Raw genomic sequence first — 25,911 nt, forward strand, 5'->3', positions numbered from 1 at the left:
CTCGCAACACTGACCAGTTTCCTCAAGACTACCTTCTGACACCATGATTTCATCTCTTCAGCCAGCAACACTCACCAAAATGGCCAATGCAATTCGTGCCTTGTCCATGGATGCCGTACAAAAAGCCAATTCTGGCCACCCAGGCGCACCTATGGGCATGGCCGACATCGCAGTTGCTTTATGGAAAGGCTTTTATCGTCACAATCCAGCTAATCCTAAATGGATCAACCGCGACCGCTTTGTGTTGTCTAATGGCCACGGCTCGATGTTGCATTACTCGCTGTTGCATCTGACTGGCTATGACCTGCCTATCGAAGAGATCAAGAATTTCCGTCAATTGCATTCCAAAACCGCCGGCCACCCTGAAGTCCATCTTACGCCAGGCGTGGAAACTACCACTGGCCCACTGGGTCAGGGTATAACCAATGCAGTCGGTATGGCACTGGCTGAAAAATTGCTGGCGGCAGAGTTTAACCAGGGCGACCTGAAGATTGTTGATCATTACACTTACGCCTTCATGGGCGATGGCTGCCTGATGGAAGGCATCTCACATGAAGCCTGTTCACTGGCAGGTACACTGCAACTGAATAAGCTGATCGCTTTCTGGGACGACAATGGCATCTCCATTGACGGTCACGTCGAAGGCTGGTTCACTGACAACACCCCAAAACGCTTTGAAGCCTATGGCTGGAATGTAATCCCGGCGATTGATGGCCACAATGCTGTAGCTGTGGCCAATGCGATTGCTGCAGCCAAAACGTCAGACAAGCCTACCCTGATCTGCTGCAAAACCGTGATCGGCAAAGGCTCACCAAATATGGAAGGCACGCACAATGTGCACGGTGCCGCTTTGGGTGATAAAGAAATTGCCGCCGTACGCGCGCATATCGGTTGGGAATATCCACCATTTGAAGTGCCAGCTGACGTCTATGAAGCCTGGGATGCCAAAGCAGATGGCGCCAAAGCGGAAGCTGAATGGAATACACAATTTGCTGCCTACACAACCCAGTTCCCGCAAAAAGCAGCTGAACTGACACGCCGTATGAATGGCAATTTGCCAGCCAACTTCGACGAAGTGGTAGCGAATGCGATTGCATCCTGCGTAGAGAAAAAAGAAAACATCGCTACCCGCAAAGCCAGCCAAAACGCGATCCAGGCATTTGCCCCATCGCTGCCAGAGTTCCTCGGCGGTTCTGCCGATTTGACAGGGTCCAACCTGACCAACTGGAAAGAAAGCATCGCCGTCCGTGGTAACCAGGCTGGCAACCATATCAATTATGGCGTGCGTGAATTCGGCATGAGCGCGATGATGAATGGAATCGCCCTGCATGGCGGTTATATCCCGTTTGGCGCAACCTTCCTGACTTTCTCTGATTACAGCCGCAATGCTATCCGCATGGCGGCGTTGATGAAAATCCGTACCCTGTTTGTATTCACCCATGACTCTATTGGCCTGGGTGAAGATGGTCCTACTCATCAATCCGTAGAACACGTATCCAGCATGCGCCTGATCCCTAACCTGGATAACTGGCGTCCATGCGACACGGTGGAATCTGCTGCCGCCTGGGCGCATGCAGTCAAACGCAATGATGGTCCATCGACCCTGATCTTCTCTCGTCAGAACCTGCCATATCAGGAGCGTAGCGCCCAGCAAATCGATGACATCCAGCGCGGTGCCTATGTCTTGCAAGATGCGGTAGATGCCAAGGCTGTATTGATTGCTACTGGTTCTGAAATTGAACTGGCTGTCAAATCTGCTGCTGAACTGGCACAGCAAGGTATTGCAGTGCGCGTAGTGTCCATGCCATCGACGGATGTATTTGACCGCCAGGATGCAGCCTATAAAGCAGCCGTACTGGGCAAGGGCTTGCCACGTATTGCCATCGAAGCCGGTGTGACTGACTTCTGGTATAAATATGTAGGTTTGGAAGGCGCAGTTGTCGGTATTGATACTTTCGGTGAATCTGCACCTGCTGGTGTTCTGTTCAAATATTTTGGCTTCACTGTTGACAATGTCGTTGCCAAAGTAAAAGCGACACTGGCTTAAATAAGCAGGAATACTGAATTGACAGACATTACTGTGAGCAGCATCAAAGAGGTCAGCCTGCGTCGTGCTACCTTAGATGATGCAGAGGCGATTGCTGCTGTGCGTGTGGAAAGCTGGCAGGCTACTTACCGTGGCATGATTCCAGATAACTATCTGGATGAAATGCGCGTAGAAGACAGCATGCTGCAATGGCGACAAATTTTGCAAGCCATGTCGCAGGCAGAAGACCGCATCTGCGTGTATGTGGCTGAGAGCGAAGGCCATATCATCGGTTTTGCGTCCGGCATGATGCTGCCTGAACCTAAGCTTGGCATGCAGGCTGAGTTGACCGCAGTATATCTGCGGCCAGCGTGGCAGCGTTCTGGCATAGGCCGCCGCATGGTACAGAAAGTGGCGCGCACCCTGCAGGCGCAGGGTGCCGAGAGTTTGCTGGTGTGGGTCATCTCCGGCAATTCCATCGCCCGCAATTTTTATGAAGAGCTCGGTGGCGCGCAGTTGATAGAACAGGCATTTAGCTGGGATGGCATGGATTTGATGGAAGTGGGTTACGGCTGGCGCGATTTGTCGGTGCTGATGGCATCGGTGAATGCCATGCGTACTTCTGCTTCTTTGCATTAGGAGACACTGATTAAGCTACTGCGCGACGCGATTTTGAGCCTGCGATGCTCATCGTACATTCGTACGACTGCGCTTCTTAACTCAAACTAGCGCCGCTCGCTGCGCTTAATCAGCGCTCCAGTACGTTTTTTTGATTTGTATTTATTGTTGTTTAGTCCTTTGGAGATAAAACCATGACGATTCGCGTCGCAATCAACGGCTATGGCCGTATCGGCCGCAACATCCTTCGCGCACATTACGAAGGTGGAAAGTTCAAGAACGAGATCCAGATCGTTGCGATCAATGACCTCGGCAATGCAGAATCCAATGCCCACCTGACCCGTTATGACACAGCCCACGGCAAGTTCCCAGGCACAGTCACGGTCGAAGGCGACACCATGATCGTCAATGGCGACAAGATCAAGGTATTTGCAGAACGCAATCCAGCCAATATCCCTTGGGGTGAATTGAATGTCGACGTCGTGCTGGAATGCACTGGCTTCTTCACGACAAAAGAAAAAGCTTCTGCCCATCTGGCTGGCGGCGCGAAAAAAGTCATCATCTCTGCCCCAGGTGGCAAAGATGTCGATGCAACCATCGTCTACGGTGTCAACCACGGCGTATTGAAAGCCACTGACACAGTGATTTCCAATGCATCATGCACGACCAACTGCCTGGCACCTCTGGCCAAGCCTTTGAATGATGCCATCGGTATCGTCAACGGCTTGATGACGACTATCCATGCCTACACGAATGACCAGGTGTTGACAGACGTGATGCATGAAGACCTGCGTCGCGCCCGTTCTGCCACCATGAGCATGATCCCGACCAAAACTGGAGCAGCAGCAGCTGTTGGCCTGGTATTGCCAGAACTGAATGGCAAGCTCGATGGCTACGCCATGCGCGTACCAACCATCAATGTATCCGTGGTTGACCTGACTTTCGTTGCTGCCCGTGACACCACAGTGGCAGAAATCAACCAGGTATTGAAAGATGCATCCGAAGGTGCCCTGAAAGGCATCCTGGATTACAACACAGCACCTCTGGTGTCTGTGGATTTCAACCACAACCCAGCTTCCAGTACTTATGATGAAACACTGACAAAAGTTTCTGGCCGTTTGGTTAAAGTATCGAGCTGGTATGACAATGAGTGGGGTTTCTCCAACCGTATGCTGGACACCACTGTTGCACTGATGCATGCAAAATAATCTGCTTGCCAGATAGTTTTTGCAGCAAGATTAAAAATACCCCGAACTTTCGGGGTATTGTTTTGTCTATGCAGGGCAAGGGTAATTTATTGATTTATATTTTTTGCTTTGTCATTGGAGATTACTGTGAAGCTCAAAAAACTGTTGGCCGACAATAAAGGTTTTATCGTACTCATGCTGGGCATGGTCTTTGTACGTAGCGCGCTGGCTGATTACTATATTGTGCCCACCAGCTCCATGTATCCGACCCTGCTGGAAGGGGATCGCGTGATTTGTGACCGCCTGGCCTACGACGTCAAGCTGCCATTCACTGATGTCATCCTCAAACATGTGTCCGATCCGCAACGTGGTGATGTAGTCACTTTCACCTCGCCGGAAGATGGTGTGCGCCTGATCAAGCGCCTGGTAGCCCTGCCAGGTGATGTGGTGGAGATGCGCGAAGAAAAACTCTTTATTAATGGTGTGGCAGCCGCCTATGAACCCATAGAGCCTCGCAGCGATGACCATTTGACGCCAAAACGTGAATACCAAGGCCAGCAACTGGTTTACAAAGAACGCTTAGGCAGCCTGCAACATGAAATGATTGTCATGCCAGAGCGTGAAGCTCTTCGCTCTTTCGCCCCCGTCAAAGTCCCTGAAGGCGAATATATGATGCTGGGAGACAACCGGGATAATAGCCGGGATTCCCGCTACATTGGTCTGGTAAAGCGTGAGTTGATTACTGGTCAGGTAAAGCGCCTGATGTATTCACTGAATGGTGATCGGTATTATTCGCCACGTTTTGACCGCTTTGGGGCGAAAATTTAAAATCAGACAAGTAAGTCAACAGCCAGTGCCATTTATTGCACTGGCTTTTTTATTGGTGCTGCCTGCACACTGTGGGCCAGGCAAAAGAACTGGGAAAACTGTTACGTAAATTTGATGTTGACGGTGTTGTTAATGTGCTTAACTATAAATGCAAATATGCTCTATGCTGGTGTGAAACTAAACATGAAATTGTAAAATTATTGCACTGCACAGTGAGTAACGCTGGACGAAGGAAAGCAAATAATGAATGATTGATTCTGCAAAGCAATAACAACCGGATTCTGGCCAGGATGGCTGGACACAACAAGGAGATAAGTCATGAAATTAATGAGTAAACTGTTTTTGCTGGCAGCGATGGGTTTCTTTATGTCTTCGTCAGCCATTGCGAGGGAGGAGCGCGGAACTACAGCGCAAGCACAGGCCATGGTGAAAAAAGGGATCGCCCACATCAAAAAAAATGGTAAGGAAAAAGCTTTTGCCGATTTTAATGACACCGCAAACAAAGACTTTCATGACCGCGACCTGTATTTGTTTGTGTATGACATGAATGGTCTGAACTTGTCTCATGGCGCCAATCCCAAGATGGTCGGTAAGAATTTGCTGGATTTGAAAGTGGAAGGCAAGCCCATCATCAGGGATATGATCACTGCTCTCAAAACCAAGAATGACGGCTGGATTGACTATCAATGGCCAAACCCTGTCACTAAGGCCCTGGAAACCAAGTCCAGTTACTTCGAAAAAGTTGATGATTATTTTGTTGGTGCGGGTGCCTATAAATAAGTGTGATGGATTGACTCGAACGCAAGGCCAGCGGTTTCGCTGGCCTTGTTTTTTTTGCATTTCGAATATGCTACACTATTCGTGTTTGGCAGGTTGGTGCAGCAGGGAGATAATCAAGTTAATTCCTCATGAAAAAAGCGAAGTTTTACATCGAGAATTGATTTGTTTCGGTGCCACCAAAGCAATTTAAAGTTTAGTTACTTTGCGCGCCCAAAAAGCAACGGTTTGGTTGTCGCTGCGGCGTAAAATTTGTTCCTTATATTCTTCGTCTACTTGAGTTTCCACGCTTCTGCTGCGCTCTATTTTTTGCCCGAGTGTTTTCAATCTATTGAAAGGACATGATCATGCAAGAAAAAACAGTTATTGCTAAGCCGTTTTCGGGCGACTACAGGATAGATGTACTTATTGATGATATTAATTACCGCTGGAATGCGGGCAAGGCGCTAGGAACCCCGGTAGAGATCAGCTTTAGCTTTATCAAATCTCCAGCTTCCTATGCTTCCGATTCTGATAAAAACGGGTTCAAGGCTTTCACTGTGGAACAGATGGCTGCTGCCCGAGCCATCTTTGCTGAGATATCCCAAGTGTTGAATGTAACTTTCAAGGAGGTTGCAGAGGCTGATATCCAGTCTGGCATCAGGCTGGCGAATAATATCCAGGAGAAGAGCGCCGGATATGCCAAACTACCCGTGCCTGCATCGGATGGTTCAACCTTCAGTGCGGGCAGTGGTGATTTATTCATGTCGACAACTTACATGGATGTGAGTTATCAAAAAGGCAGTGATGCTTACAAGATACTGATTCATGAAATAGGACATGCGATAGGACTTAACCATCCTGGTAACTATAATGCCGGTGAGCCGCCAAGTGTTGAGGCGGGTAACTATCTGGCGACTTCCGAGGACAGTAGCTGGATTTCCATCATGTCCTACAATCCGATCGCGCAAAACCAGCAAGGCGAGTTTTTTGCGACTTACGATATGTTGGCCCTGAAGTATTTGTATGGAAGCAGACCATTTCATACAGGCAATGATACCTACTCCTATGGAGATGCTGATGGGCAGACGCTGAAGATCATCAATGATACTGGCGGAGTCGATACTATTGACGTATCCAAGGCAACATTGGCTGCCACCATTAATCTTACACCGGGTTCATTGAATTCTGTGGGGCGCGTTGCTGCCGGGGATGCAGCGATCAATAATTTATCTATCGCTTTCGATGCAACGATAGAGAATATCATCGGTACTGCTTTTAGCGACAAGTTCACTGGCAATGCTTCCAACAACCTCTTTGTTGGTGGTAGTGGCGACGACTTTCTTGATGGCGCCGCTGGACTTGATACTGCCCAGTACACTGGTTTGAGAAGCACCTATTCAATTGCGGGAAACAATACGGGTTTCAATGTGAGTAAACCAAATTCTCAAGGAGTAGATACACTTAACAGCCTTGAGCGACTCAAATTTGCAGATGTGTCGGTAGCGCTTGATATTGATGGTACTGCTGGTCAGGCTTACAGGATATATCAGGCTGCTTTTGGTCGCACCCCAGATCTGGCCGGTCTCGGATATTGGATCAAGGATATGGACAATGGTTCTAACTTGACGACGGTCGCAGCGGGATTTATGCAATCGAAAGAATTCCAGACGCTTTATGGTGCAAATCCCTCAGTTGATACTTTCTTGACGACTTTGTACAAAAATATCTTGGGTCGTATCCCAGATCAGGCGGGTTACGACTACTGGAAAAATGAGTTAAGTGCCAATAAAATCAGTTTTGCTGGGACTTTGGCCAGTTTTACTGAAGGTCAGGAGAATAAGCTGAAAGTTATTGGCTCCATTCAACATGGCTTTGATTACATCGAGTACCTTGGCTAGTTTGGAAAGATGATTTGCTTAGCCCATGACCGTATCATGGGCTAAGCCAGTGCTGGCAAAGGTATTCCCTTTTATCTCGTTTCCATGTAGCCCAGGGTGAAAGAAATCTGCCTCGCTGTTTCAGTCAGATTGCTTAGCCATTCTTCCTGCAGGCGGTCAGCAGGCGCAGAAATAGACAGGCCAGCAATCATTTTGCCGCTGTCGTCATGAATGCCTGCTGCCATGCAGCGCACACCCAGTTCCAGTTCTTCATTGTCCCTGGCGTAGCCATTTTCCCGAACCGCAGCCAATTCTTTTTCCAGTTTTGCCAAATCAGTGATGGAATTTTTATTATGCCCGGCCAGGCCTGTACGAGTGGCGTACGCGCGGATGGCCTTAGGTTCATCCAGAGACAAAAACAATTTTCCAGTGGATGTCAGATGTAGTGGGGCACGGCCACCGATGGCGCGTACCACCTGCATGCCAGAACGCTCAGAGAAGGCGCGGTCTATGTAAACTATTTCGTCGCCCTGGCGTACCGACAGATTAATGGTCTGGTTGGTTTGGCGGTGCAGGGCGCGCATGAATTCCAGCGCGGCTTCACGCACATCCAGACGGCTTTTGACGATATTGCCCAATTCCAGCAAACGCATGCCCAGGCGATATGAGCCAGTGTCGGCACGATCAACGAAACGTGTGAGCACCATATCATTGAGGATGCGGTGAGCAGTTGATGGGTGCAAGCCAGTAACGATGGCCAATTCCTTCAGGCTGACCGGATCCTGGTAACGTGACAGGGCATCCAGCAAGGACACCATGCGTTCTATGACCTGGATGGAAGTTTTCTCTGACGAAGGTGTATCGTTTTTCATATTGTGGTTGGTGCGCTGCAATATATAAGTTATACCACAATGTGAAATGAACGTCACTGCTTCGCTGTCAAAATGTAACATCATCATAGGTATGCATCAATTGCACTTGCAATAATTCTGTTGACGGCAAGTAAATCTGCTTGTCCCTGACTTATAGTCCTGTAAAATTCGCCACCTGAGCGAAGGCATCCAGGTTTGGCCTTCATCTGCATCTAGGATAAGGAAGAGAAATGTCTGAAAAAGAACAAGCTGTCAGTGAATTCAAAAGCAAAAGTGGCCTGCGCCGTATTTTTTCGGCCTTCCTTTATTCCATCGATGGCCTTTGTTCCGCCTGGAAAAACGAACATGCTTTCCGCCAGGAGTTGGTGCTGGTCGTCACGGGCTCTGTCATCGCCCTGTTTTTGCCAGTATCGGCCTTTGAAAAGCTGATGATGATAGCGGTACTGATCCTGATCCTGATCGTAGAGTTGATTAACTCAGCGATTGAAGCAGTGGTTGACCGTGTTTCGCTTGAGCGCCATACCTTGTCCAAGAATGCCAAGGACTTTGGCAGTGCCGCTGTCTTGCTGACAGTGTTGATTGCTCTGGCTACCTGGGTAGTCATTTTGCTTGACCGTTTTTACTATTGACCTCGAGATATGCTTAATTTCAATATCGCCAGCAGCGCCAATTCCGCACTGGAAGCCCAGCTCGCCGCCGCCATCAACAACAAGACCAAACCCTTGGGCAGTCTTGGCCGTCTTGAACATCTGGCAGCGCAAATAGGCTTGATACAGCAAACCACGCAACCATCACTGTGTGGGCCTGCCATTATTGTGTTTGCGGGGGATCATGGCGTGGTGGCAGAAGGTGTTTCTGCATTTCCACAGGATGTGACCTGGCAGATGGTGGAGAATTTTCTGGCTGATGGTGCCGCGATCAATGTCTTTGCGCGCCAGAATGGTATTGCCTTACATGTAGTGGATACTGGCGTGAACCATGATTTTGGTGCGCGCGAAAAGCTGCTGAGCATGAAAGTCGCCAATGGCACATGCAATTTTGCCAAAGAACCGGCGATGACTGCTGCCCAATGCCAGACTGCGATGAAAAATGGTGCTGAACTGGTGGCCGCTCTGTCTGGCAATGTACTGGGTTTTGGCGAGATGGGTATAGGCAATACCACGGCCGCGGCTGCACTCATGCACAAGCTGACAGGTGTTCCTGTCGCTGATTGTGTAGGTGCTGGTACAGGTTTGTCTGCCGAAGGCATACGCCATAAACAGGCTGTGATTGAAGCCGCCGTGGCCTTACATGCAAATGTAGGAGCGCCTGCCGATGTGCTGGCTACATTTGGTGGTTTTGAAATTGCCACCATGGTCGGTGCCATGCTGGCAGCGGCAGAGCGCCGCATGGTCTTGCTGATAGATGGCTTCATCGTCACCAGCGCCTTGCTGGTGGCAGCCAGGATGCATCCAGCGATACTTGATTATTGTGTGTTTTCTCATCAATCAGATGAAAGCGGACATGCCCGTATGTTGCAGGCTCTGCAGGTCAAGCCAGTGTTGCAACTGGATTTACGTCTGGGCGAAGGCACTGGAGCTGCACTTGTGTACCCAATGTTGCAAGCGGCGGTGAATTTCCTGAACCAGATGGCTACTTTTGCCTCAGCACAGGTCAGTGAAAAAAGCAGCGACTAACATAGTTTTTCCTATTGCTGGAGTCGGTTTGCATCAACTACGCCTATTCTTCATTGCCCTGCAATTTTTTACCCGCATCCCCATCCCTGCGTGGGTGGGGTTTGAGCCTGACTGGCTGCGCCAGTCTTCACGCTATTTTCCGGCAACTGGCTGGGTAGTCGGCGCAGGCTGTGCCGGTGTCTATGTCGCCGCAGTACAATTATGGCCACATGCGGTAGCAGTTGTGCTGTCTACCGTTGCAGGCGTCTTGCTGACTGGCGCTTTTCATGAAGATGGTTTTGCCGATGTCTGCGATGGCTTTGGTGGTGGCATGACGCCAGAGCGCGTGCTTGAAATTATGAAGGATTCACGCGTCGGTGCCTATGGTGCCATCGGTATCTTACTGATGCTGGCCTTGAAGCTGACATTATTGATCAGCTTGCCTGCTTCGATGATCGTGCCAGCCTTGTTGCTGGCGCATCCCTTGTCGCGCTTGGCTTCTTGTAGCCTGATCTGGCTCATGCAATATGCAAGGCATGAAGGCAAGGCCAAGCCATTGGCACAGGAAATGCACTCAGGTGAATTTCTCGTCGCCTGTCTGACAGTGTTGTTGCCAGGCGCAGTGCTTTTACATTTTTTTCCCTTTTCGTTGCATGGATTGTTGCTGGCGTTGGGCCTGATGTTATTGCTGACCTGGCGTATGGCGTGCCTGTTTCAGCGCAGGATAGGCGGGTTTACAGGTGACTGTCTGGGGGCCACCCAGCAAGTGGCAGAAGTGGCTATCTATCTGGGTTTGCTGGCTTTTCAGGTGACCTGATATGCGCCTGCATTTGCTCCGGCACACCAAGCCACAGATAGCTGAAGGTCTGTGCTATGGGCAAACGGATGTCGATGTCTGTCAAGCTGACTGTGACGCATTGGTGCAGAAACTATCCAGTCAGTTGCGGCCAGGTTTGCCAGTGTTTTCCAGCCCTTTGCAGCGTTGCGCCCGTCTTGCCAGGCTATTGCATGCCGAGCCTCTGTTTGATGATCGTTTGAAAGAACTCAATTTTGGCGTTTGGGAAATGCAAGCCTGGGACAACATCCCAAGAACCGAAATTGACGCATGGGCCGCAGCCCCCGCCAGCTATAAACCTGGCGGTTTGGAATCAGCCATAGACCTGGCGCAACGCACGCTCAGTTGGCTGGTTGACATGCATGCACGGAACATACCAGACGCCATTGTAGTTACCCATGCCGGTGTCATGCGCATGTTGCTGGCTTGGCAAGTAAGTATGGCGGCTGAGGAGTTGGCAGGTGTGGTGTGTGCACAAAACCTCAGCCTCGCCTTTGGTGAATATCAGGAAATACTGGTATTTAACACTTAATGCAGATAGTATTTACGCAAGACTGACAATAAAGCCATGTTTCCCATGGTCATTGCATGATAGAACTCAGGAGATCCCCGCGTATTACTGTGACCTGGCGTGCAGGCGTCAAATTGCCTGACGGTAAACTGGTTCTTGCCAAGCTGGTCAATATCTCGGCAGAGGGTGTGCTCATACACACCACTGAAAACCTGATCCCGCAACGTAGTTACCCCATGCTAATAGAAATCCCCGGCATCTTTCAGGAATCCCAGATTTACAAGGTCAGTTGCAAAGGCACAGTCAGGCATGCCATTCTCAGTGGTGAGGTTTATCATGTTGGCATACAACTCTCGGAAATGTCGCAATTGCACACTGAACTGGTGACTGCATGGATTTCCAAGACAGCCCATCTGAGCTGAATCAGGGCTCGCTTAAAAGTAAATCTGCTTTGTTTTCAATAAGTTAATAAACTGAACTGCGTCAACTTTTAAATCTCCCAAACTTGCGGCTGCCCCCATCTGTCTATAGAATGGCGGGGTTTTGGTGCTCGCGGGTATATTCATATCCGCGGTTAAACGGGAAACACTAAGCTCTTGCAAAAGTGTGCTGCCCCCGCAACGGTGTACAAGTTGCTGCGAATTTAGAACATGTTTGTAGTTCACACGCAGCCAGCCATTTTCCAATACCACTGTGCTAAGTGCATGGGAAGGTCAGATGGTGATACTTGTCAGCCCGGATACCGGCCAGAATAAGTGAAGCAATACGGACGGGGAACTTTCGTGCAACAGATGCGCATGGATTGCCATGTTGATTGGCGTCGTGCGAAATCCTGATAGTGCAGGCTGCCTGAGTGGACCTGTAGTAGACGATCAATTGTCCTTATTGCTTTGTTCAAAGTAGCCTGCGGGGACGTCGGCTATTTGCTCCATTTTTTTCTGAATTATCATGACATCTGCATTCAAACCGCTTGCCCTCAGCCTGGCCATTGCCGCTGCATTCCCATCCACCTTCGCTTTTGCGCAAACTGCTGCTGTAGGCGCTGCTTCCAGCGTGGTCATTACCGCTGGTCGCCAGACGCAAGCCGCCAAGGATGTGCTGGCTGACAATGTCGTCATCACGGCAGAAGATATCGCCAGATCCGGCGCTGCTTCTGTTGTCGATCTGTTGCAACAGCAACGCGGCATAGAAATTACCCGCAACGGTGGTCCTGGCACTTCTTCTTCCGTTTTTTTGCGTGGCGGTAGCAACGCGCAAAACGTGGTGTTGATTGATGGCGTACGCATAGGCTCTTCCACTACCGGTGGCGCTACCTGGTCTTCCATTCCATTGTCACAAATAGACCGTATCGAAGTCGTGTATGGTCCTTTGTCCAGTTTGTATGGTGCTGATGCCATGGGTGGTGTTATTCAGGTATTCACCAAAAAAGGTACTGGTGTTCTCTCTCCTACCATGTCGGCTGGTTTGGGTAGCTATGATACACACAAATTGCATGCAGGTATCTTTGGTTCTGTGGCAAATAACCTTAGCCTGAGTTTGAATGCTGCACGCGAAGAAAGTGATGGTTTTTCTGCCAGCAAACCGGGCGCAGGTACATTCACCTATAACCCAGATAAAGATGGTTACAAATTGGACAGCTTTAATGGTCGTTTGGTATGGGAAATTAGTAAGGGTTATGAGCTGGGCGCAAGCATTTTGCATAGTCGCAATGATGCGCAGTTTGATGCTGGTGCATCAAAAGATGACCGTAGTGTTTCGAAGCTGGAAACCATCGCCGTCTTCGGTCGTGGCAAGTTCACAGATAACTGGTCGGCATTTCTGCAATATGCCAAAGCAGCAGATAAAGGTTTTACCGATGCATCATATGGCAAGAGCCAGATTGATACACATCAGGACAGCCTTAGCTTCCAAAATGATGTCCGTATCGGTAAAGATGTATTGCAATTGATCGCAGAAACGCGCGAGGAAAAAGTTGATTCGGTGTCTGGGGGTATCCCATCGGTGGGTATCAACGGTACGAAACGTACGACGAATTCTTTTGCTGCATCTTATGTATTCAAACACGATGCACATCTGGCCAGCGCTAGTTTACGCAATGATCGTAGCTCACAATACGGCTCCAATACTACGGGTAGCGTGGCATACGGCTACCGCTTAAGCGATGCTTTGCGCGTCAATGCCAGCTACGGCACCAGCTTCCGTGCACCAACTTACAATGAGTTGTATTACCAGGGTTATGGTGTTGCCACTAATAAGCCTGAAAAAGCAAAAAATGCAGAAATCGGCGTGTATTTTGAGCAAGGTGATACGCAACTGAGTGCAGTGTATTATCAAAACAAAGCAACTGATTTGCTGGTTTCCGCTGGTTCCAAGGATTGTCCTGCTGGTTATTCTTTTGGCTGTGCACGCAACGTCAACAAGGCAACTCTGTCTGGTTTAAGTATCGGCGGCACAACCCGTTTTGCTGACCTTACAGTGCGTGGCTCCATCGATATTCAGGATCCTAAAGACGACACGGCAAATAAACGCCTGGCACGCCGTGCCAAACAGCATGGTACTTTAGCTGCAGAGTATTCCTTTGCAAACGCAAAGCTTGGTGTAGAAGCCATTTATTCGGGAGACCGTTATGATGATGCTGCCAACACCAAAGTCCTGGGCTCATATAACTTGCTGAATTTGTACGCAACATATGAGGTTGCGAAAAACACGACTGTACTGGCACGCTGGAATAATGCACTAAACAAAGACTACGAATTGGCGAGAAATTATGCAACAGCCGGTTCCAATGTATTTGTTGGCGTGAACTACGGCTTTAAATAAGTCTGGCATTGATGTGAAGCGAAATGGTTGATACGGCTGCATCGCACGTCACATCGCAAGCTGATAGCCTGATGTGCAGGTCTGGTTTTTCAAAAGACGCTGCACATCAAAACATGTTTTTTCTTTTGGACCAGACCGATGATGGCGTCTTATTTTTCTGCACGACAGCGCAAGCAATCCCCCAGGATGGCGGTCGCTCAACGTGCTGGTCTGGTTCTCCCTATTTTATTCGCCGCAGCTGTAGGCAGCATATTGATTGCCTGCGTCTGCGGTTCAGTGTCCCTGAGCTTTGCTGAATTATGGCAAGCCTTGCTGGAATTGTTGCGTGGCCCACCAACGACCTTGCCTGGCAGTTTGCTGGATTTGCGCCTCGGACGTGCACTGACTGGTTTCGTTACAGGTGCCACGCTGGCGCTGGCCGGTGTGATGATGCAGGCGCTGTTGCGCAACCCGCTGGCTGATCCTTATGTGCTCGGTATATCCGGTGGAGCATCTGTCGGTGCGCTGGCGACCATCTTGTTTTTCGGTGCATTCTGGCTCGTGGATGTGGCTGCTTTTGTCGGTGCGATTACCGTTGCGCTGTTGCTGTTTGGCCTTGCTTACCGCGACTTGCGCGGTGCGGGTAGTACCGATGGCAGTGCACCTATCCTGTTGCTGACTGGTGTTATCGTTGCCACTGGTTGCGGTGCCATCATCACTCTCATGCTGTCGATTGCGCCAGACAGCCGCTTGCGCGGCATGGTGTTCTGGATGATAGGTGATTTGTCGAATACCCAGTCGCGCTATCTGCCCTGGTTGATACTCGGCGCCATCTTGTTGTTCGCCATGCGCAATGCACGCTCCATCAATGTCGCTGCCATGCATGCTGACAATGCCAGTACTCTGGGCGTCAATATTGGCAGCCTGCGTCAATTGCTGTTTTTATGTTCTGCATTGCTGACTGCCAGCGCAGTCAGCAATGCGGGCAGCATAGGTTTTGTCGGGCTCATCATGCCGCATATCTGCCGCTTTGCCTTTGGGCCGGATCACCGCTTGCTGGTACCTGCTGCGGCGCTGGCAGGTGGCTGCTTCCTGGTGCTGGCAGATACGGTGGCCCGTACCGTGGTCGCACCACAGCAGTTACCGGTTGGTGTCATTACTGCCCTGGTAGGCGTGCCCATGTTCCTGCTGCAACTGCATCAATTGAGGAGGCGCTGATGGACATCCGTTCTCTCAATATATCGGTAGGAAAACGTGTACTTGTGCGCGAACTCAACTGGCAGATACAGCCCGGTGAATGCTGGTGCATCATAGGCCGCAATGGTGCTGGCAAAAGTACCTTGCTGCGCACATTGGCTGGATTGCGTCCCATAGAAAGCGGCCAGGTCTATTTGCATGACAAACCGCTGCAAGACTGGTCTTTGACAGCGCTTGCCCGTGAGCGTTCTTTCTTGCCGCAGGGCAGGGCAGACGCTTTTGGCTATTCTACGCTGGATACTGTACTCAGCGCCCGCCATCCTTATCAGGACGCACATTACTGGGAAAACAATGATGACATGGATATTGCCATGTCATCGCTGCGCGAGATGGATGTCGCCGATCTGGCAGAGCGCGATGTACGTAGCCTTTCTGGCGGCGAAAGACAGCGTGTGGCCATTGCTGCTTTGCTGGCTCAGGACGCCAGATGGATGCTGCTGGATGAACCAGCGAATGCACTTGATCTGGGTCATCAGGTCAGCGTCATGCAATTGTTTGCCCGTTTATGCAGTAAAGAAGATACACAACAAAACAAGGCTGTCGTTATGGTCAGCCATGACCTCAATATGGCTTACCGCATTGCCACCCACGCCCTGTTGTTGATGGGTGATGGTGGCTGGCAAGCTGGGCCAGCAGACGACATATTCAGCGCATCCCAACTCAGCATTTGTCTTGGGCACCCAATAGAACGTTTCACACATGGCGGGCAAACCATATTCCTGCCGCAAAACTAAACATCACAACAAACCATCACACAGACTATCACCATGACAAGTGCAATGCCACCAAAGCCAGAAACCGAGACCGATAATATCAACACTCGTCATGAACGCCGCATGCAACGCAAAAAGGCGATGATGGACGAAAAGATTGAGCAGGCGCAGCGCAAGACGGGTGTTTTGTTGGTGCATACTGGCAATGGTAAGGGTAAAAGCTCCAGTGCTTTCGGCATGGTCATGCGCGCCATGGGGCATGGTATGAAGGTCGGTGTGGTTCAGTTTATCAAGGGCGCTATGTCGACTGGCGAAGAGATTTTCTTGCGCCGCTTTCCTGATGAAGTCGAATTTCATGCCATGGGTGAAGGTTATACCTGGGTCACCCAGAACCGTGAACGCGATATGGAAAAAGCCGCCGTCGCATGGGAGCAGGCAAGACGGTTTTTAAATGACCCTGCGATAGGCCTGGTGGTGCTTGATGAACTTAATATCGCTCTGAAATACCATTACCTGGATTTGCAGATGGTGATTGACGATCTTGACGGCAGGCCAGAAATGCAGCACGTCGCCGTCACCGGTCGCGGTGCATTGCCAGAACTTATTGCCATTGCCGATACTGTCACAGAAATGAATGTCATCAAGCATGCCTTCAAAGAAGGTATCGTGGCGCAGGCAGGTGTGGAATGGTAAGGCCCAGCGCCAAGGTCGTACTGATATCGGCTATCGCCTCAGGCCAGGGAAAAACTACGACTACAGCAGCACTCGCTCGCAAGCTGGTGAAGCTGGGCAAGACGGTACGTGTATTTAAAACCGGCCCAGACTTTATCGACCCCATGATGCTGGAGCGCGCTTGTGGCTCAGCTGTGCATTCGCTGGATTTGTGGATGGTAGGGCAGGCTGACTCTGAAGGCATGCTGGCACGTGCGGCGATGGATGCCGACGTTATCCTCATCGAAGGCGTCATGGGCCTGTATGATGGCAATCCATCATCAGCCGATCTTGCGCGCGCCTTTGGTGTGCCTGTTGTGGCTGTGCTTGATGCCTCTGCCATGGCGCAGACAGTCGGTGCACTGGCCCTGGGTTTGCGTGATTTTGGGCCGGTGCATCTGCCAGGCGTCATTGCCAATCGCATAGCCTCAGAAGGTCATGCCAAGATGGTGGCAGCTGCCATGCGTGATATCCCCTTGCTCGGCTGCCTGCACCGTCAGGAAGAGGCTTTACCAGAGAGGCACCTGGGGCTGGTCTTGCCTCAGGAAGTGGATCGCATTGAAGCCATACTTGATGTCATGGCCGACAGCCTGGAGCTGGATATGCAGGCCTGGGATGCCTTGCCAGACACCAGTTTTGAATTGCATGAGCATCAGGCTCAGCATGTATTGCAAACTGCCGGGAATTTGGCTGGTAAAACCATTGCCATTGCTCGTGATGCAGCATTTGCGTTTATCTATCCAGCCAATATTGAATGCCTGATCGGACTCGGTGCAGAACTGGTTTTCTTTTCGCCTCTTGCTGATGAAGCGATTCCAGAGCGAGCTGATGCCCTGTACCTGCCCGGCGGTTATCCTGAATTGCATGCAGAGTCACTGACGCAGGCCAATAACTGGCTGGCATCCCTGCACGCCGCACATGCTCAAGGCATGCCGATATTGGCAGAATGTGGCGGCATGATGGCCATTACCGAAGGCCTGGTGGATCAACAGGAGCAAAGATGGCCCATGGCTGGCATATTGTCAGGCAAAGTCATCATGCAAAAAAGGCTGGCAGCGCTGGGTGCGCAGGCATGGGCGACTGCGCAGGGCGAATTGCGCGGGCATACTTTTCATTACTCGCGCTTTGAAACGATATTGGCGGCTAGCAGCCATACGATTAAACATTCTACTCAGCAGCAGGGCGAAGCTATTTACCGCATTGGCAATGTACGTGCCTCTTATTTTCATGCTTACTTTGCTTCTAATCCGTCAGCAACGGCAGCACTGTTCTTAAGAGATAAAATATGAGTACCGCGCAACGTACCAGCCTGATTTTTGGTGGTGCGCGTTCGGGTAAGAGTGCGTTTGCTGAGCAACTGGCGAGCAGGCTTAGTGAAGGCAAGCAGGAAGTGCTTTACTTGGCAACCGCAAAGGCAGGCGACGTTGAAATGCAGGAACGCATTGCCCATCATCGTGCTCGCCGCCCCGCGCATTGGGGCACGCTGGAACAAAGTCTGGCACTGGGCGCGACCATTATGGAGCATAGCCGTGCAGACAATATCATCCTCGTCGATTGCCTGACGGTCTGGCTGTCGAATCTACTGTTTTCAGTAAAGACAGACTTTCCAGAGATAGGTCACATTTCTCCGCCACCGCAGTTTGCCACGCAACGTCAGGCATTGCTGGATGCATTGGTGCAGGCACCGGGTCAGATTATCCTGGTATCGAATGAAGTCGGCATGGGCATCGTCCCCATGGGGGCGGTGTCGCGCTGGTTTGTTGATGAAGCGGGACGACTGAATCAGTCTGTCGCCGCCATTGCGGATCATGTGATCTGGGTTGCTGCTGGCTTGCCGCTGTATTTGAAAGGCAAACCATGCTGATGCAGGATGGACTGATCATGGTGCTATGTCTGCTGCTCGGCATTTTGCTGGATGCGGGTTTGGGAGAGGTGAAGAAGTTCCACCCGCTGGTGGGTTTTGGTAATCTGGTAAATGCCATAGAGCGCGGTCTGAACAAACCCACTGCTACCCGCTGGACAGGGGCATTGGCCTGGTGTCTGGCGGTCTTGCCATTGGTCGCGCTGAGCCTGGTGGTGGTGCTACTGGCACAGCGCTTCAGCCTCTGGCTGGCGCCGATTTTGCACATAATATTGCTGTATTTTTGCCTGGGCTTGCGCAGCTTGCACGAACATAATGCCGCTATAGCCACTGCCTTGCAGACTGGTGATCTGGCCGAAGCCAGAAAACGCACTTCCTATATCGTCAGCCGTGATACAGAAAATGCGGATGAAGCCTACCTGGCCAAAGCCAGCGTCGAATCCGTGCTCGAAAACGGCTGTGATGCCGTTTTCGCTACCTTGTTCTGGTTCATCTTGCTGGGTGGTCCGGGTGCCGTCTTGTACCGTCTCGTGAATACTCTCGATGCCATGTGGGGCTATCGCTCCACACGCTTCCTGCGCTTTGGCTGTGTGGCAGCACGCGCGGATGACGTCATGAACTGGATACCCGCTCGTCTGACTGCATGCACCTATGCGATATTGGGCAAGACCCGCCTGGCATGGCAATGCTGGCAGCGTCAGGCACCTGGCTGGCCTAGCCCCAATGCGGGGCCAGTAATGGCTGCCGGTGCTGGTGCGCTTGGCCTGGCTTTGGGGGGCGCAGCCAGTTATGACGGCGTGGCCGAAGTCCGGCCACCATTGGGTGAGGGCGATACAGCGAATGCAGCAGATATTCTGCGTGCCTTGCGTCTGGTAGAAACTGGCGCTGCCTTGTGGTGTGGCGTAGCCTTGCTGGCGGCCATATTTTTGAGTGGAGTCATTCATGCTTGAACACGGTGGCAATCTGCGCGATGCGGTGCGCCATTTTGGCCGTGCGCTGGGAGATTGGCTGGACCTGTCCACCGGTATCAATCCTCACTTTTATCCGGCACCGCAACTGGCAGCGAATGCCTGGCATCGCTTGCCTGAGTATTCTGATGCGCTGGTACAAGCAGCACAGTCTTATTATCGCGCGCCACAGATGCTGGCTGTGGCAGGTTCGCAGGCCGTGATACAAGCCTTGCCGCGCTTGCGCCAGGCTGCGCTGGTTGCTGTGTCAGCCCCCAGCTATGCCGAACATGCTTATCAGTGGCGGCAAGCAGGGCACGCGGTGACTGAATGCATTTATGCGGAGTTGCATGCTGCCGTCGAACAGGCAGATGTTGTGGTTCTGTGTAATCCAAATAATCCTACTGGTGAATTCATTACACCAGCCCAGCTTTTGCGCTGGGCTGCGCAACTGGCTGAACGTGGTGGCTGGTTGATTGTTGATGAAGCCTTTGCCGATACCGTGCCCGATATGAGTGTGGCTAACCATACAGATCAGCCTGGCTTGATCGTCTTGAGCTCAGTGGGCAAGTTCTTTGGTTTGGCTGGCATACGTCTGGGTTTTGTCGCAGCTGAACAGAATTTGTTACAGCAATTGGCAAATTATCTAGGGCCCTGGAGTGTCAGCGGGCCAGCTCAGCAAATTGCCATCGCTGCTTTGAATGACCGGCAATGGCAAATGCAGACAGCGCAACGTTTGCAGCAAGAAGGTGAACGATTGCGCCAGCTTTTGAAAACGCATGACATGCGTTCATCAGGTACTGATTTGTTTCAGTGGTGCAGTCATCAAGACTTGGACGATAAGTCGGAACAGTTGTGGCAGTTCATGGCAGAGCGTGGCATCTGGTTGCGTTGGTTTGCGCCGGGGGCACATAGGCCGCATGGCCTGCGCTTTGGATTGCCGGGGAGTGAAGCTGGCTGGTTGCGGCTAGTTCTTGGTCTGGATGAATGGTGTGGGTCACAAAAATAAAACCACTCACCACAGAGGAACGGAGGGAGGAAAGATTTCTCTTGGGAAATCTTCGTTTCGCAGGCGAATGGCATGCCATTCGAATTCCCTGCTATACACCACAGAGTAAGCACAGAGTAAGCACAGAGGAAGTGCAAAGGAGTTCTGCATTTCGTTTTTATTTTTGAGTATTGGAGTTGTATGTTCAGGTTATTGAACTTTTTGATGGCTGCCGGATTTGCTGCATTGACTGCGCATGCACAGGCGACTATTACAGTGACGGATGACTTGGGTAATCAGGTTACCCTGGCGAAGCCTGCACAGCGGATTATCAGTTTGTCGCCACATGTGACGGAAATGATTTACGTTGCAGGTGCGGGTGACAGGATAATTGGTACGGTCAAGTACAGCGATTATCCGGCGGCGGCAAAAAATATTCCGCGCGTAGGGGACAATCGTCAACTGGATATTGAACGCATACTGGCGATGAAACCGGACTTGCTCATTGTATGGATGCATGGTGCCTACGAACGACAGTTGGAAATGTTGCACAATTCCGGCATTCCTTATTTCTTCAGTGAACCGCATAAGCTTGATAATGTGGCAGAGACCCTGATCAAGTTCGGTAGTCTGTTTGGTACAGAAAAACAGGCGCAGGTAGCTGCGGCTGAATTCAGGCAACAAGTACAGCAACTGAACAGTCAGTATCAGGGCAAAAGCAAGGTCAGGACTTTTTATCAGGTGTGGGGCAAGCCGCTCTATACGTTGAATGACAGCCACATCGTCAGTGATGCTATTCGCACCTGCGGTGGTGAAAATATTTTTGGTAAATTAGCCACCACGGCACCTGTGGTTGGTACAGAAGCTGTCTTGCAGGAAAATCCTGAAGTCATCATCACTGGAGACAGCAAAACCCAGGCGGTGAGCGGCATTGAGCAGTGGAAAACTTTCCCTACCTTACTTGCAACAAAAAATAATAATCTGGTATCTATAGAGGGTGATCTGGTCAACCGTTCTGGCCCGCGCATTATCGAAGGTGCGAAATTGATTTGTCAGGCGCTTGAGCAAGCCCGGCAGAAACGCGACAAAACCGTGGTGCCGCCACAAGGGAAAAAATGAATTCAGCCAGCCTGTATCAACGTATTGCCTGCCTCTCTACAGAAGCGGTGGAGGTTTTGTATGCACTGGGGGCAGAAGATTATGTGGTTGGCATTTCTGGCTATACCACCAGACCGGCCCGCGCCCGTGATGAAAAACCCAAGGTCAGTGGTTTTTCTTCTGCGCAGATAGACCGCATACTCGCTGTGAAGCCTGATCTGGTCGTTGCCTATTCAAATATGCAGTCCGAGATTTCGCGTGAGCTGATCAGTGCAGGCATAGAAGTGCATGCCTTCAACCAGCGCGACGTTGGCGGTATTTTGCATATGATCAGGGTATTGGCGAACCTAGTCGGCAAGCAGGAGCAGGGTTCCGTGTTGATCGCAGAACTGGAATCGCAAATTGCAACTGTCAAACAGCAAAGCGCAGGCTGGACACGCAGGCCAAAAATTTATTTTGAAGAATGGAATGATCCACTGATGTCCTGCATAGGCTGGGTGTCAGAACTGATCCATATCGCTGGTGGTGAAGATGCTTTTGCTGACCTGGCGCAGCATCATAGTGCCCGAGAGCGCATTATTGCCGACCCTGCAGAAATCATACTGCGTGCACCAGATATCATCATCGGCTCCTGGTGTGGCAAGAAGTTCCGGCCTGACAGCGTGATTGCCCGCGAAGGCTGGGATCATATCCCTGCTGTAAGAAATGGCAGGGTGCTGGAAATTAAATCGGCAGACATACTTTCGCCAGGTCCTTCAGCGATACAGCATGGCTTGGTGCAATTGCATATACTGATTGCTGAATGGCAGTCTGCACAGACCGCGTGAACAAGAAATTTATCCTATGAAAATATCCACGCTGATGGTACAAGGTACGACTTCTGACGCTGGCAAAAGCACGGTGGTTGCGGCCCTGTGCCGCCTGTTGTACCGTCAGGGCGTGCGCGTCGTTCCCATGAAGCCGCAAAATATGGCGCTCAACAGCGCCGTGACCATTGACGGCGGCGAGATCGGGCGTGCCCAGGCCTTGCAAGCGTTGGCAGCAGGTTTGCCTGCGCATACTGACATGAATCCAGTCTTGTTGAAGCCTTCATCCGATACCGGCGCGCAAGTCATCATCCATGGCAAGGTCAGGGCAGATATGGATGCGCGTGATTACCATCAATACAAAACCATCGCCATGGGGGCAGTGCTTGAATCCTACGGACGCCTGCAACAGCAATATGAGGCGATTATTGTTGAAGGTGCAGGCAGCCCTGCCGAAGTGAATTTGCGTGACCGCGATATCGCGAATATGGGTTTTGCCGAGGCCGTAGATTGCCCCGTCATCCTGGTGGCCGATATAGATCGTGGTGGTGTGTTTGCCCATTTCGTCGGCACTCTGGATTGTCTTTCTGAATCAGAGCAAAACCGTATCATAGGCTTTGTCATCAACCGCTTTCGCGGCGATATACGTTTGCTGGAACCTGGTCTTGAATGGCTGGAGAAAAAAACTGGTAAACCTGTATTGGCAGTCCTGCCTTACCTGCACGGCCTGCAACTGGATGCCGAAGATGCGATACAGTCCAGCCAGGGCAATGCTGGTAAGTTCCGCATCATCGTGCCTGCCATACCGCGCATATCCAATCATACTGACTTCGATGCACTGCGCGCCCACCCCGACGTTGATCTGCAATTCATAGGCCCGGACGGGGTGATACCGCCTGCCGACCTGATCATCCTGCCCGGCAGTAAAAACACCCGCGCTGACCTGGCATTCTTGCAGGCGCAGGGCTGGCAGGCAGTGCTGGAAAAACATCTACGCTATGGCGGCAAAGTCATCGGCATTTGTGGTGGTTATCAAATGCTGGGGCAAGTCATTAGCGACCCGCATGGTGTAGAAGGGCAGGCCGGTGATTCTGATGGCCTGGGCCTGCTAGACATCACCACTGAGCTGACGCAAGAAAAACGTCTGCAACAGGTGACAGGTGTTTGCGCATTCAACTCCAGCACAGCTCAAGTCAATGGCTACGAAATCCATATGGGCATTACTTATGCCAGTAACGACACTCAGCCAGTTTTCAAGATCAATGGCGAAGACGAAGGCGCACGCTCACCCGATGACCTGATACTCGGCACTTATCTGCACGGCCTGTTCGACCACCCAGAAGCCTGCGCCGCCTTGCTGGCCTGGGCAGGACTGGAAAGCGAGCACAAGGTCGATCTGGCTGCGTTGCGTGAACTTAGCCTGGACCGGGTGGCGGACGCCTGCGTGCCGCTACTAGATGCCTTGCAGAGGCTCTAATCAGTTGCTGCCTCTTTTTCAACAGGCAGTAACTGCGCAATACCAAAAGCGATTTCAAACACGGTGAACGCCAGGATGATCTGGCTTGCACCATGAGCAACTGCATATAACTGCCACATGCTGAACAGGACACGCCCGGCGGCGTCATAGCGACCATATACCACGCGCGTGTCACGCAGGCGCAGGATGGCCCAGATCGTGACGATGGAGCCCAGCAAGTTCGCCATCAGGACATGGGCAGCGGCAAATGCAGGGAACTCACCTGCGAGACCCAGGCCAGTATGGATTTGTGTGATGCTTTGATGAATCAGGGCAAAGCTCCAGGGTGTGGCAAAACCTATCGTGACAATCAAGTCATACCAGGCGCTGGCGCGCACGATGCGCAGGTAGTTGTTAAGATGCATAAGTCTCTCCAGAGTTAGGAGAGACCATGTTAAACCTTGGACTTGAGTCCAAGGTCAAGATACTTCTTCAGTAAATGACTAGCTTTGCTGTAAAGACCAGACACAGTCCTTTGTTTCATCCTTGACTCGCTTGCCAACCTTACGTGCGGCATAAGCAAATGTCAGTGCCGTTACGATAGCAACCAGTTCCACGCCAATTCCAGTCAGGCTGCTATTGGATGTAGACTGCGCGACCATGATGGTGGAACTGGCTGGAATAGCCAGCGCAGCTATCACGCATAGCCATAGCAAATCTACCGAAGAACGTGCTGCCCCACGCAAATATGCCCAGACCAGCGCACCCAGGAAGACGCTGTAATACACGAATAAATAAACAACATTGATATTTTCTGCCGTGGCAGCAAACAATTTGCCCGCCACCAGGGTGAAGCATACGCCTGCCACAGAGCCCAGGCAAACACCAACAGTGCCAGCAGCCATCAACCTGGTAGAAAGCGTTTGCACTGGCACTGCCTGGTCACGGCGTTGTACTTTACGGCGCTTTTCCAGCCACAATAAATTACCGGAGTAAAACAGGAAGGCACCACTCAGGCCAAAGGCGAAATACACCCAACGCATCATGTCGCCGCCGTAACTGCCGAAGTGCAGGGAAAAGAAGGGGCCGACGATGGCGCTCCAGGTGCTTTCCTTGCCCGGCAACATGCTGGCATTGATCACAGCTCCGGTATAAGGATGGAGTATGAGGTAGCCAGCCTCAGGCCCTTGCACCAAATAACGTGGATTGACAAGCGCTACCCTTGCCATAGGGCGTAGGCTTTCCAGTCCAAAAAACTGTATTTCTGAGATTGTTGAGTCACCTGCCTGCGCTTTGACGTTGCTGATGATACTGGTCAGCGGCAGCATGTCTTTGGCTTCATAGGGTTTGGCTGCTGCTGCCGGTGGCTTGCCAAACATGGCCTGGTTTTTATAGACTACTTCTGCCAGGCTGTCATAAAACTGATCATGAAAGGCAAATACAATGACGGTAACACTGATGACGATGTGGTAGGGCAGGCTGGTAATGCCGATGATATTGTGGGCATCAAGCCAGAAGCGTTTGCGGTTCTTGCCAGGGCGCAGGGCAAAGAAATCTTTAACCATGGTCGGCAGTAATAGAATCACGCCAGATATCAGAGCCAGAAAGTACAAAATACCTGCCACGCCCATGAGATAGCCACCAAGGTATTCGTTGCCTATCTCTCCAGGTATCCCGCCTGTTCTGTGCAGCATGTCTATCATTTGCGCCAGGATAGACGGCAATTCTTCTTTTGCTTGCAGAATACCCGTTTCATCAAGCGTGGCACTCCATTGTTTTGCTGAGAAATCCAGCTCACGTCCGGGCCTGCCTGCCGTCCAGCTCATGGTCGCAGCATTATTGTCATGATGACCCAGATGCATGGTGAAGCCTTTGCGCGCAGCAGGGTGCTGTGCCAGCGCTTGTAGTGCCAGGCTGTCGATGTGCTGCGCGTTGACCATGGCGGGTGAAGGTGTCGGTGGACTGACCCAGTGGTCCAGCGGTTGCTTGAACATCGTCAAGGCACCAGCAAAAAAACCGATGAACAACAATAAGCCCGCACTGATCCCTACCCAGGTATGCAGGGATTGATAGACACGCAGGATGTCACTTCTGATTTTCATTGACT

25 protein-coding genes and 1 riboswitch are annotated in these 25,911 nt (G+C 51.2%); of the genes, 22 read left to right on the top strand and 3 right to left on the bottom strand.

The features are described 5' to 3' along the window. Window positions 1-43: 43 nt before the first annotated feature. The 6 genes from tkt to Q8K39_RS03835 all read left to right on the top strand — a co-directional run bounded on the left by tkt (window position 44) and on the right by Q8K39_RS03835 (window position 7,316). Window positions 44-2,047 carry a transketolase gene (gene tkt, locus Q8K39_RS03810; protein ID WP_305258365.1) on the top strand — a complete coding sequence of 668 codons (2,004 nt, stop codon included), beginning with the start codon at window positions 44-46 and terminating at the stop codon, window positions 2,045-2,047. Between the two features lie 18 nt (window positions 2,048-2,065). After that, on the top strand, window positions 2,066-2,665 hold the full coding sequence (locus Q8K39_RS03815) for a GNAT family N-acetyltransferase (protein ID WP_305258366.1): 600 nt from the start codon (window positions 2,066-2,068) through the stop codon (window positions 2,663-2,665). 173 nt (window positions 2,666-2,838) lie between these two features. Further along, on the top strand, window positions 2,839-3,852 hold the full coding sequence (gene gap, locus Q8K39_RS03820) for a type I glyceraldehyde-3-phosphate dehydrogenase (protein WP_186954222.1): 1,014 nt from the start codon (window positions 2,839-2,841) through the stop codon (window positions 3,850-3,852). A 126-nt stretch (window positions 3,853-3,978) separates the two neighbouring features. Then, the gene (gene lepB, locus Q8K39_RS03825; RefSeq protein ID WP_370868551.1) at window positions 3,979-4,659 is read left to right on the top strand and encodes a signal peptidase I; all 681 of its coding nucleotides are present in this window, start codon (window positions 3,979-3,981) and stop codon (window positions 4,657-4,659) included. A gap of 318 nt (window positions 4,660-4,977) precedes the next feature. Further along, complete coding sequence (locus Q8K39_RS03830; protein WP_230413735.1) at window positions 4,978-5,439, top strand: cache domain-containing protein; 462 nt, start codon at window positions 4,978-4,980, stop codon at window positions 5,437-5,439. 344 nt (window positions 5,440-5,783) lie between these two features. Continuing rightward, entirely contained in the window at window positions 5,784-7,316 is a 1,533-nt protein-coding gene (locus Q8K39_RS03835) for a DUF4214 domain-containing protein (RefSeq protein WP_305258367.1), read from the top strand. A 71-nt stretch (window positions 7,317-7,387) separates the two neighbouring features. Here Q8K39_RS03835 and Q8K39_RS03840 read toward each other — a convergent pair whose 3' ends face one another. Beyond that, window positions 7,388-8,167, bottom strand: coding sequence for an IclR family transcriptional regulator (locus Q8K39_RS03840; RefSeq protein WP_186954224.1), 780 nt, complete (start codon window positions 8,165-8,167; stop codon window positions 7,388-7,390). Between the two features lie 230 nt (window positions 8,168-8,397). Here Q8K39_RS03840 and Q8K39_RS03845 point away from each other — a divergent pair, with 230 nt between their 5' ends. The 16 genes from Q8K39_RS03845 to Q8K39_RS03920 all read left to right on the top strand — a co-directional run bounded on the left by Q8K39_RS03845 (window position 8,398) and on the right by Q8K39_RS03920 (window position 23,825). Next, window positions 8,398-8,796, top strand: coding sequence for a diacylglycerol kinase (locus tag Q8K39_RS03845; RefSeq protein ID WP_186954225.1), 399 nt, complete (start codon window positions 8,398-8,400; stop codon window positions 8,794-8,796). 9 nt (window positions 8,797-8,805) lie between these two features. Next, window positions 8,806-9,843, top strand: a complete 1,038-nt coding sequence (cobT, locus tag Q8K39_RS03850) for a nicotinate-nucleotide--dimethylbenzimidazole phosphoribosyltransferase (protein WP_305258368.1) — start codon at window positions 8,806-8,808, stop codon at window positions 9,841-9,843. Between the two features lie 28 nt (window positions 9,844-9,871). Beyond that, window positions 9,872-10,639, top strand: coding sequence for an adenosylcobinamide-GDP ribazoletransferase (locus Q8K39_RS03855; protein WP_305258369.1), 768 nt, complete (start codon window positions 9,872-9,874; stop codon window positions 10,637-10,639). A 1-nt stretch (window position 10,640) separates the two neighbouring features. After that, window positions 10,641-11,189, top strand: a complete 549-nt coding sequence (locus Q8K39_RS03860) for a histidine phosphatase family protein (RefSeq protein WP_305258370.1) — start codon at window positions 10,641-10,643, stop codon at window positions 11,187-11,189. Between the two features lie 56 nt (window positions 11,190-11,245). After that, window positions 11,246-11,590, top strand: a complete 345-nt coding sequence (locus Q8K39_RS03865; protein ID WP_186954230.1) for a PilZ domain-containing protein — start codon at window positions 11,246-11,248, stop codon at window positions 11,588-11,590. Between the two features lie 105 nt (window positions 11,591-11,695). Then, window positions 11,696-11,934, top strand: a riboswitch (cobalamin riboswitch). 182 nt (window positions 11,935-12,116) lie between these two features. Beyond that, a complete protein-coding gene (locus tag Q8K39_RS03870; protein WP_305258371.1) occupies window positions 12,117-13,988 on the top strand; it encodes a TonB-dependent receptor domain-containing protein in 1,872 nt (623 codons plus the stop codon). Between the two features lie 141 nt (window positions 13,989-14,129). Continuing rightward, entirely contained in the window at window positions 14,130-15,185 is a 1,056-nt protein-coding gene (locus Q8K39_RS03875) for a FecCD family ABC transporter permease (RefSeq protein WP_370868555.1), read from the top strand. After that, complete coding sequence (locus Q8K39_RS03880; RefSeq protein ID WP_305258372.1) at window positions 15,185-15,958, top strand: ABC transporter ATP-binding protein; 774 nt, start codon at window positions 15,185-15,187, stop codon at window positions 15,956-15,958. Before Q8K39_RS03875 ends, Q8K39_RS03880 begins: the two co-directional genes overlap by 1 nt. 45 nt (window positions 15,959-16,003) lie before the next feature. Next, window positions 16,004-16,630: a cob(I)yrinic acid a,c-diamide adenosyltransferase gene (cobO, locus tag Q8K39_RS03885; RefSeq protein ID WP_305258373.1), complete on the top strand. Its 627-nt coding sequence runs from the start codon at window positions 16,004-16,006 to the stop codon at window positions 16,628-16,630. After that, window positions 16,624-17,937 carry a cobyrinate a,c-diamide synthase gene (locus Q8K39_RS03890; RefSeq protein ID WP_305258374.1) on the top strand — a complete coding sequence of 438 codons (1,314 nt, stop codon included), beginning with the start codon at window positions 16,624-16,626 and terminating at the stop codon, window positions 17,935-17,937. Before cobO ends, Q8K39_RS03890 begins: the two co-directional genes overlap by 7 nt. Beyond that, window positions 17,934-18,512: a bifunctional adenosylcobinamide kinase/adenosylcobinamide-phosphate guanylyltransferase gene (gene cobU / locus Q8K39_RS03895; protein ID WP_305258375.1), complete on the top strand. Its 579-nt coding sequence runs from the start codon at window positions 17,934-17,936 to the stop codon at window positions 18,510-18,512. Before Q8K39_RS03890 ends, cobU begins: the two co-directional genes overlap by 4 nt. Next, window positions 18,506-19,459: an adenosylcobinamide-phosphate synthase CbiB gene (gene cbiB / locus Q8K39_RS03900; protein ID WP_370868552.1), complete on the top strand. Its 954-nt coding sequence runs from the start codon at window positions 18,506-18,508 to the stop codon at window positions 19,457-19,459. The genes cobU and cbiB overlap by 7 nt, the downstream gene beginning before the upstream one ends. Further along, a complete protein-coding gene (cobD, locus tag Q8K39_RS03905; protein ID WP_305258376.1) occupies window positions 19,452-20,465 on the top strand; it encodes a threonine-phosphate decarboxylase CobD in 1,014 nt (337 codons plus the stop codon). Before cbiB ends, cobD begins: the two co-directional genes overlap by 8 nt. A gap of 180 nt (window positions 20,466-20,645) precedes the next feature. Further along, complete coding sequence (locus Q8K39_RS03910) at window positions 20,646-21,563, top strand: cobalamin-binding protein (RefSeq protein ID WP_305258377.1); 918 nt, start codon at window positions 20,646-20,648, stop codon at window positions 21,561-21,563. Further along, window positions 21,560-22,369 (top strand): cobalamin-binding protein, encoded by an 810-nt coding sequence (locus Q8K39_RS03915; protein WP_305258378.1) that lies wholly within the window; start codon window positions 21,560-21,562, stop codon window positions 22,367-22,369. The genes Q8K39_RS03910 and Q8K39_RS03915 overlap by 4 nt, the downstream gene beginning before the upstream one ends. Before the next feature lie 34 nt (window positions 22,370-22,403). Further along, window positions 22,404-23,825: a cobyric acid synthase gene (locus Q8K39_RS03920; RefSeq protein WP_305258405.1), complete on the top strand. Its 1,422-nt coding sequence runs from the start codon at window positions 22,404-22,406 to the stop codon at window positions 23,823-23,825. Here Q8K39_RS03920 and Q8K39_RS03925 read toward each other — a convergent pair. Both Q8K39_RS03925 and Q8K39_RS03930 read right to left on the bottom strand, forming a co-directional pair. Next, window positions 23,822-24,229: a hypothetical protein gene (locus Q8K39_RS03925; RefSeq protein WP_305258379.1), complete on the bottom strand. Its 408-nt coding sequence runs from the start codon at window positions 24,227-24,229 to the stop codon at window positions 23,822-23,824. The two genes, Q8K39_RS03920 and Q8K39_RS03925, sit on opposite strands and share 4 nt — an antisense overlap. A gap of 78 nt (window positions 24,230-24,307) precedes the next feature. Next, window positions 24,308-25,906 carry a PepSY domain-containing protein gene (locus Q8K39_RS03930; protein ID WP_305258380.1) on the bottom strand — a complete coding sequence of 533 codons (1,599 nt, stop codon included), beginning with the start codon at window positions 25,904-25,906 and terminating at the stop codon, window positions 24,308-24,310. Window positions 25,907-25,911 lie beyond the last annotated feature (5 nt).

It is taken from the genome of Undibacterium sp. (assembly GCF_030683615.1).
GTDB lineage: Bacteria > Pseudomonadota > Gammaproteobacteria > Burkholderiales > Burkholderiaceae_D > Undibacterium > Undibacterium umbellatum.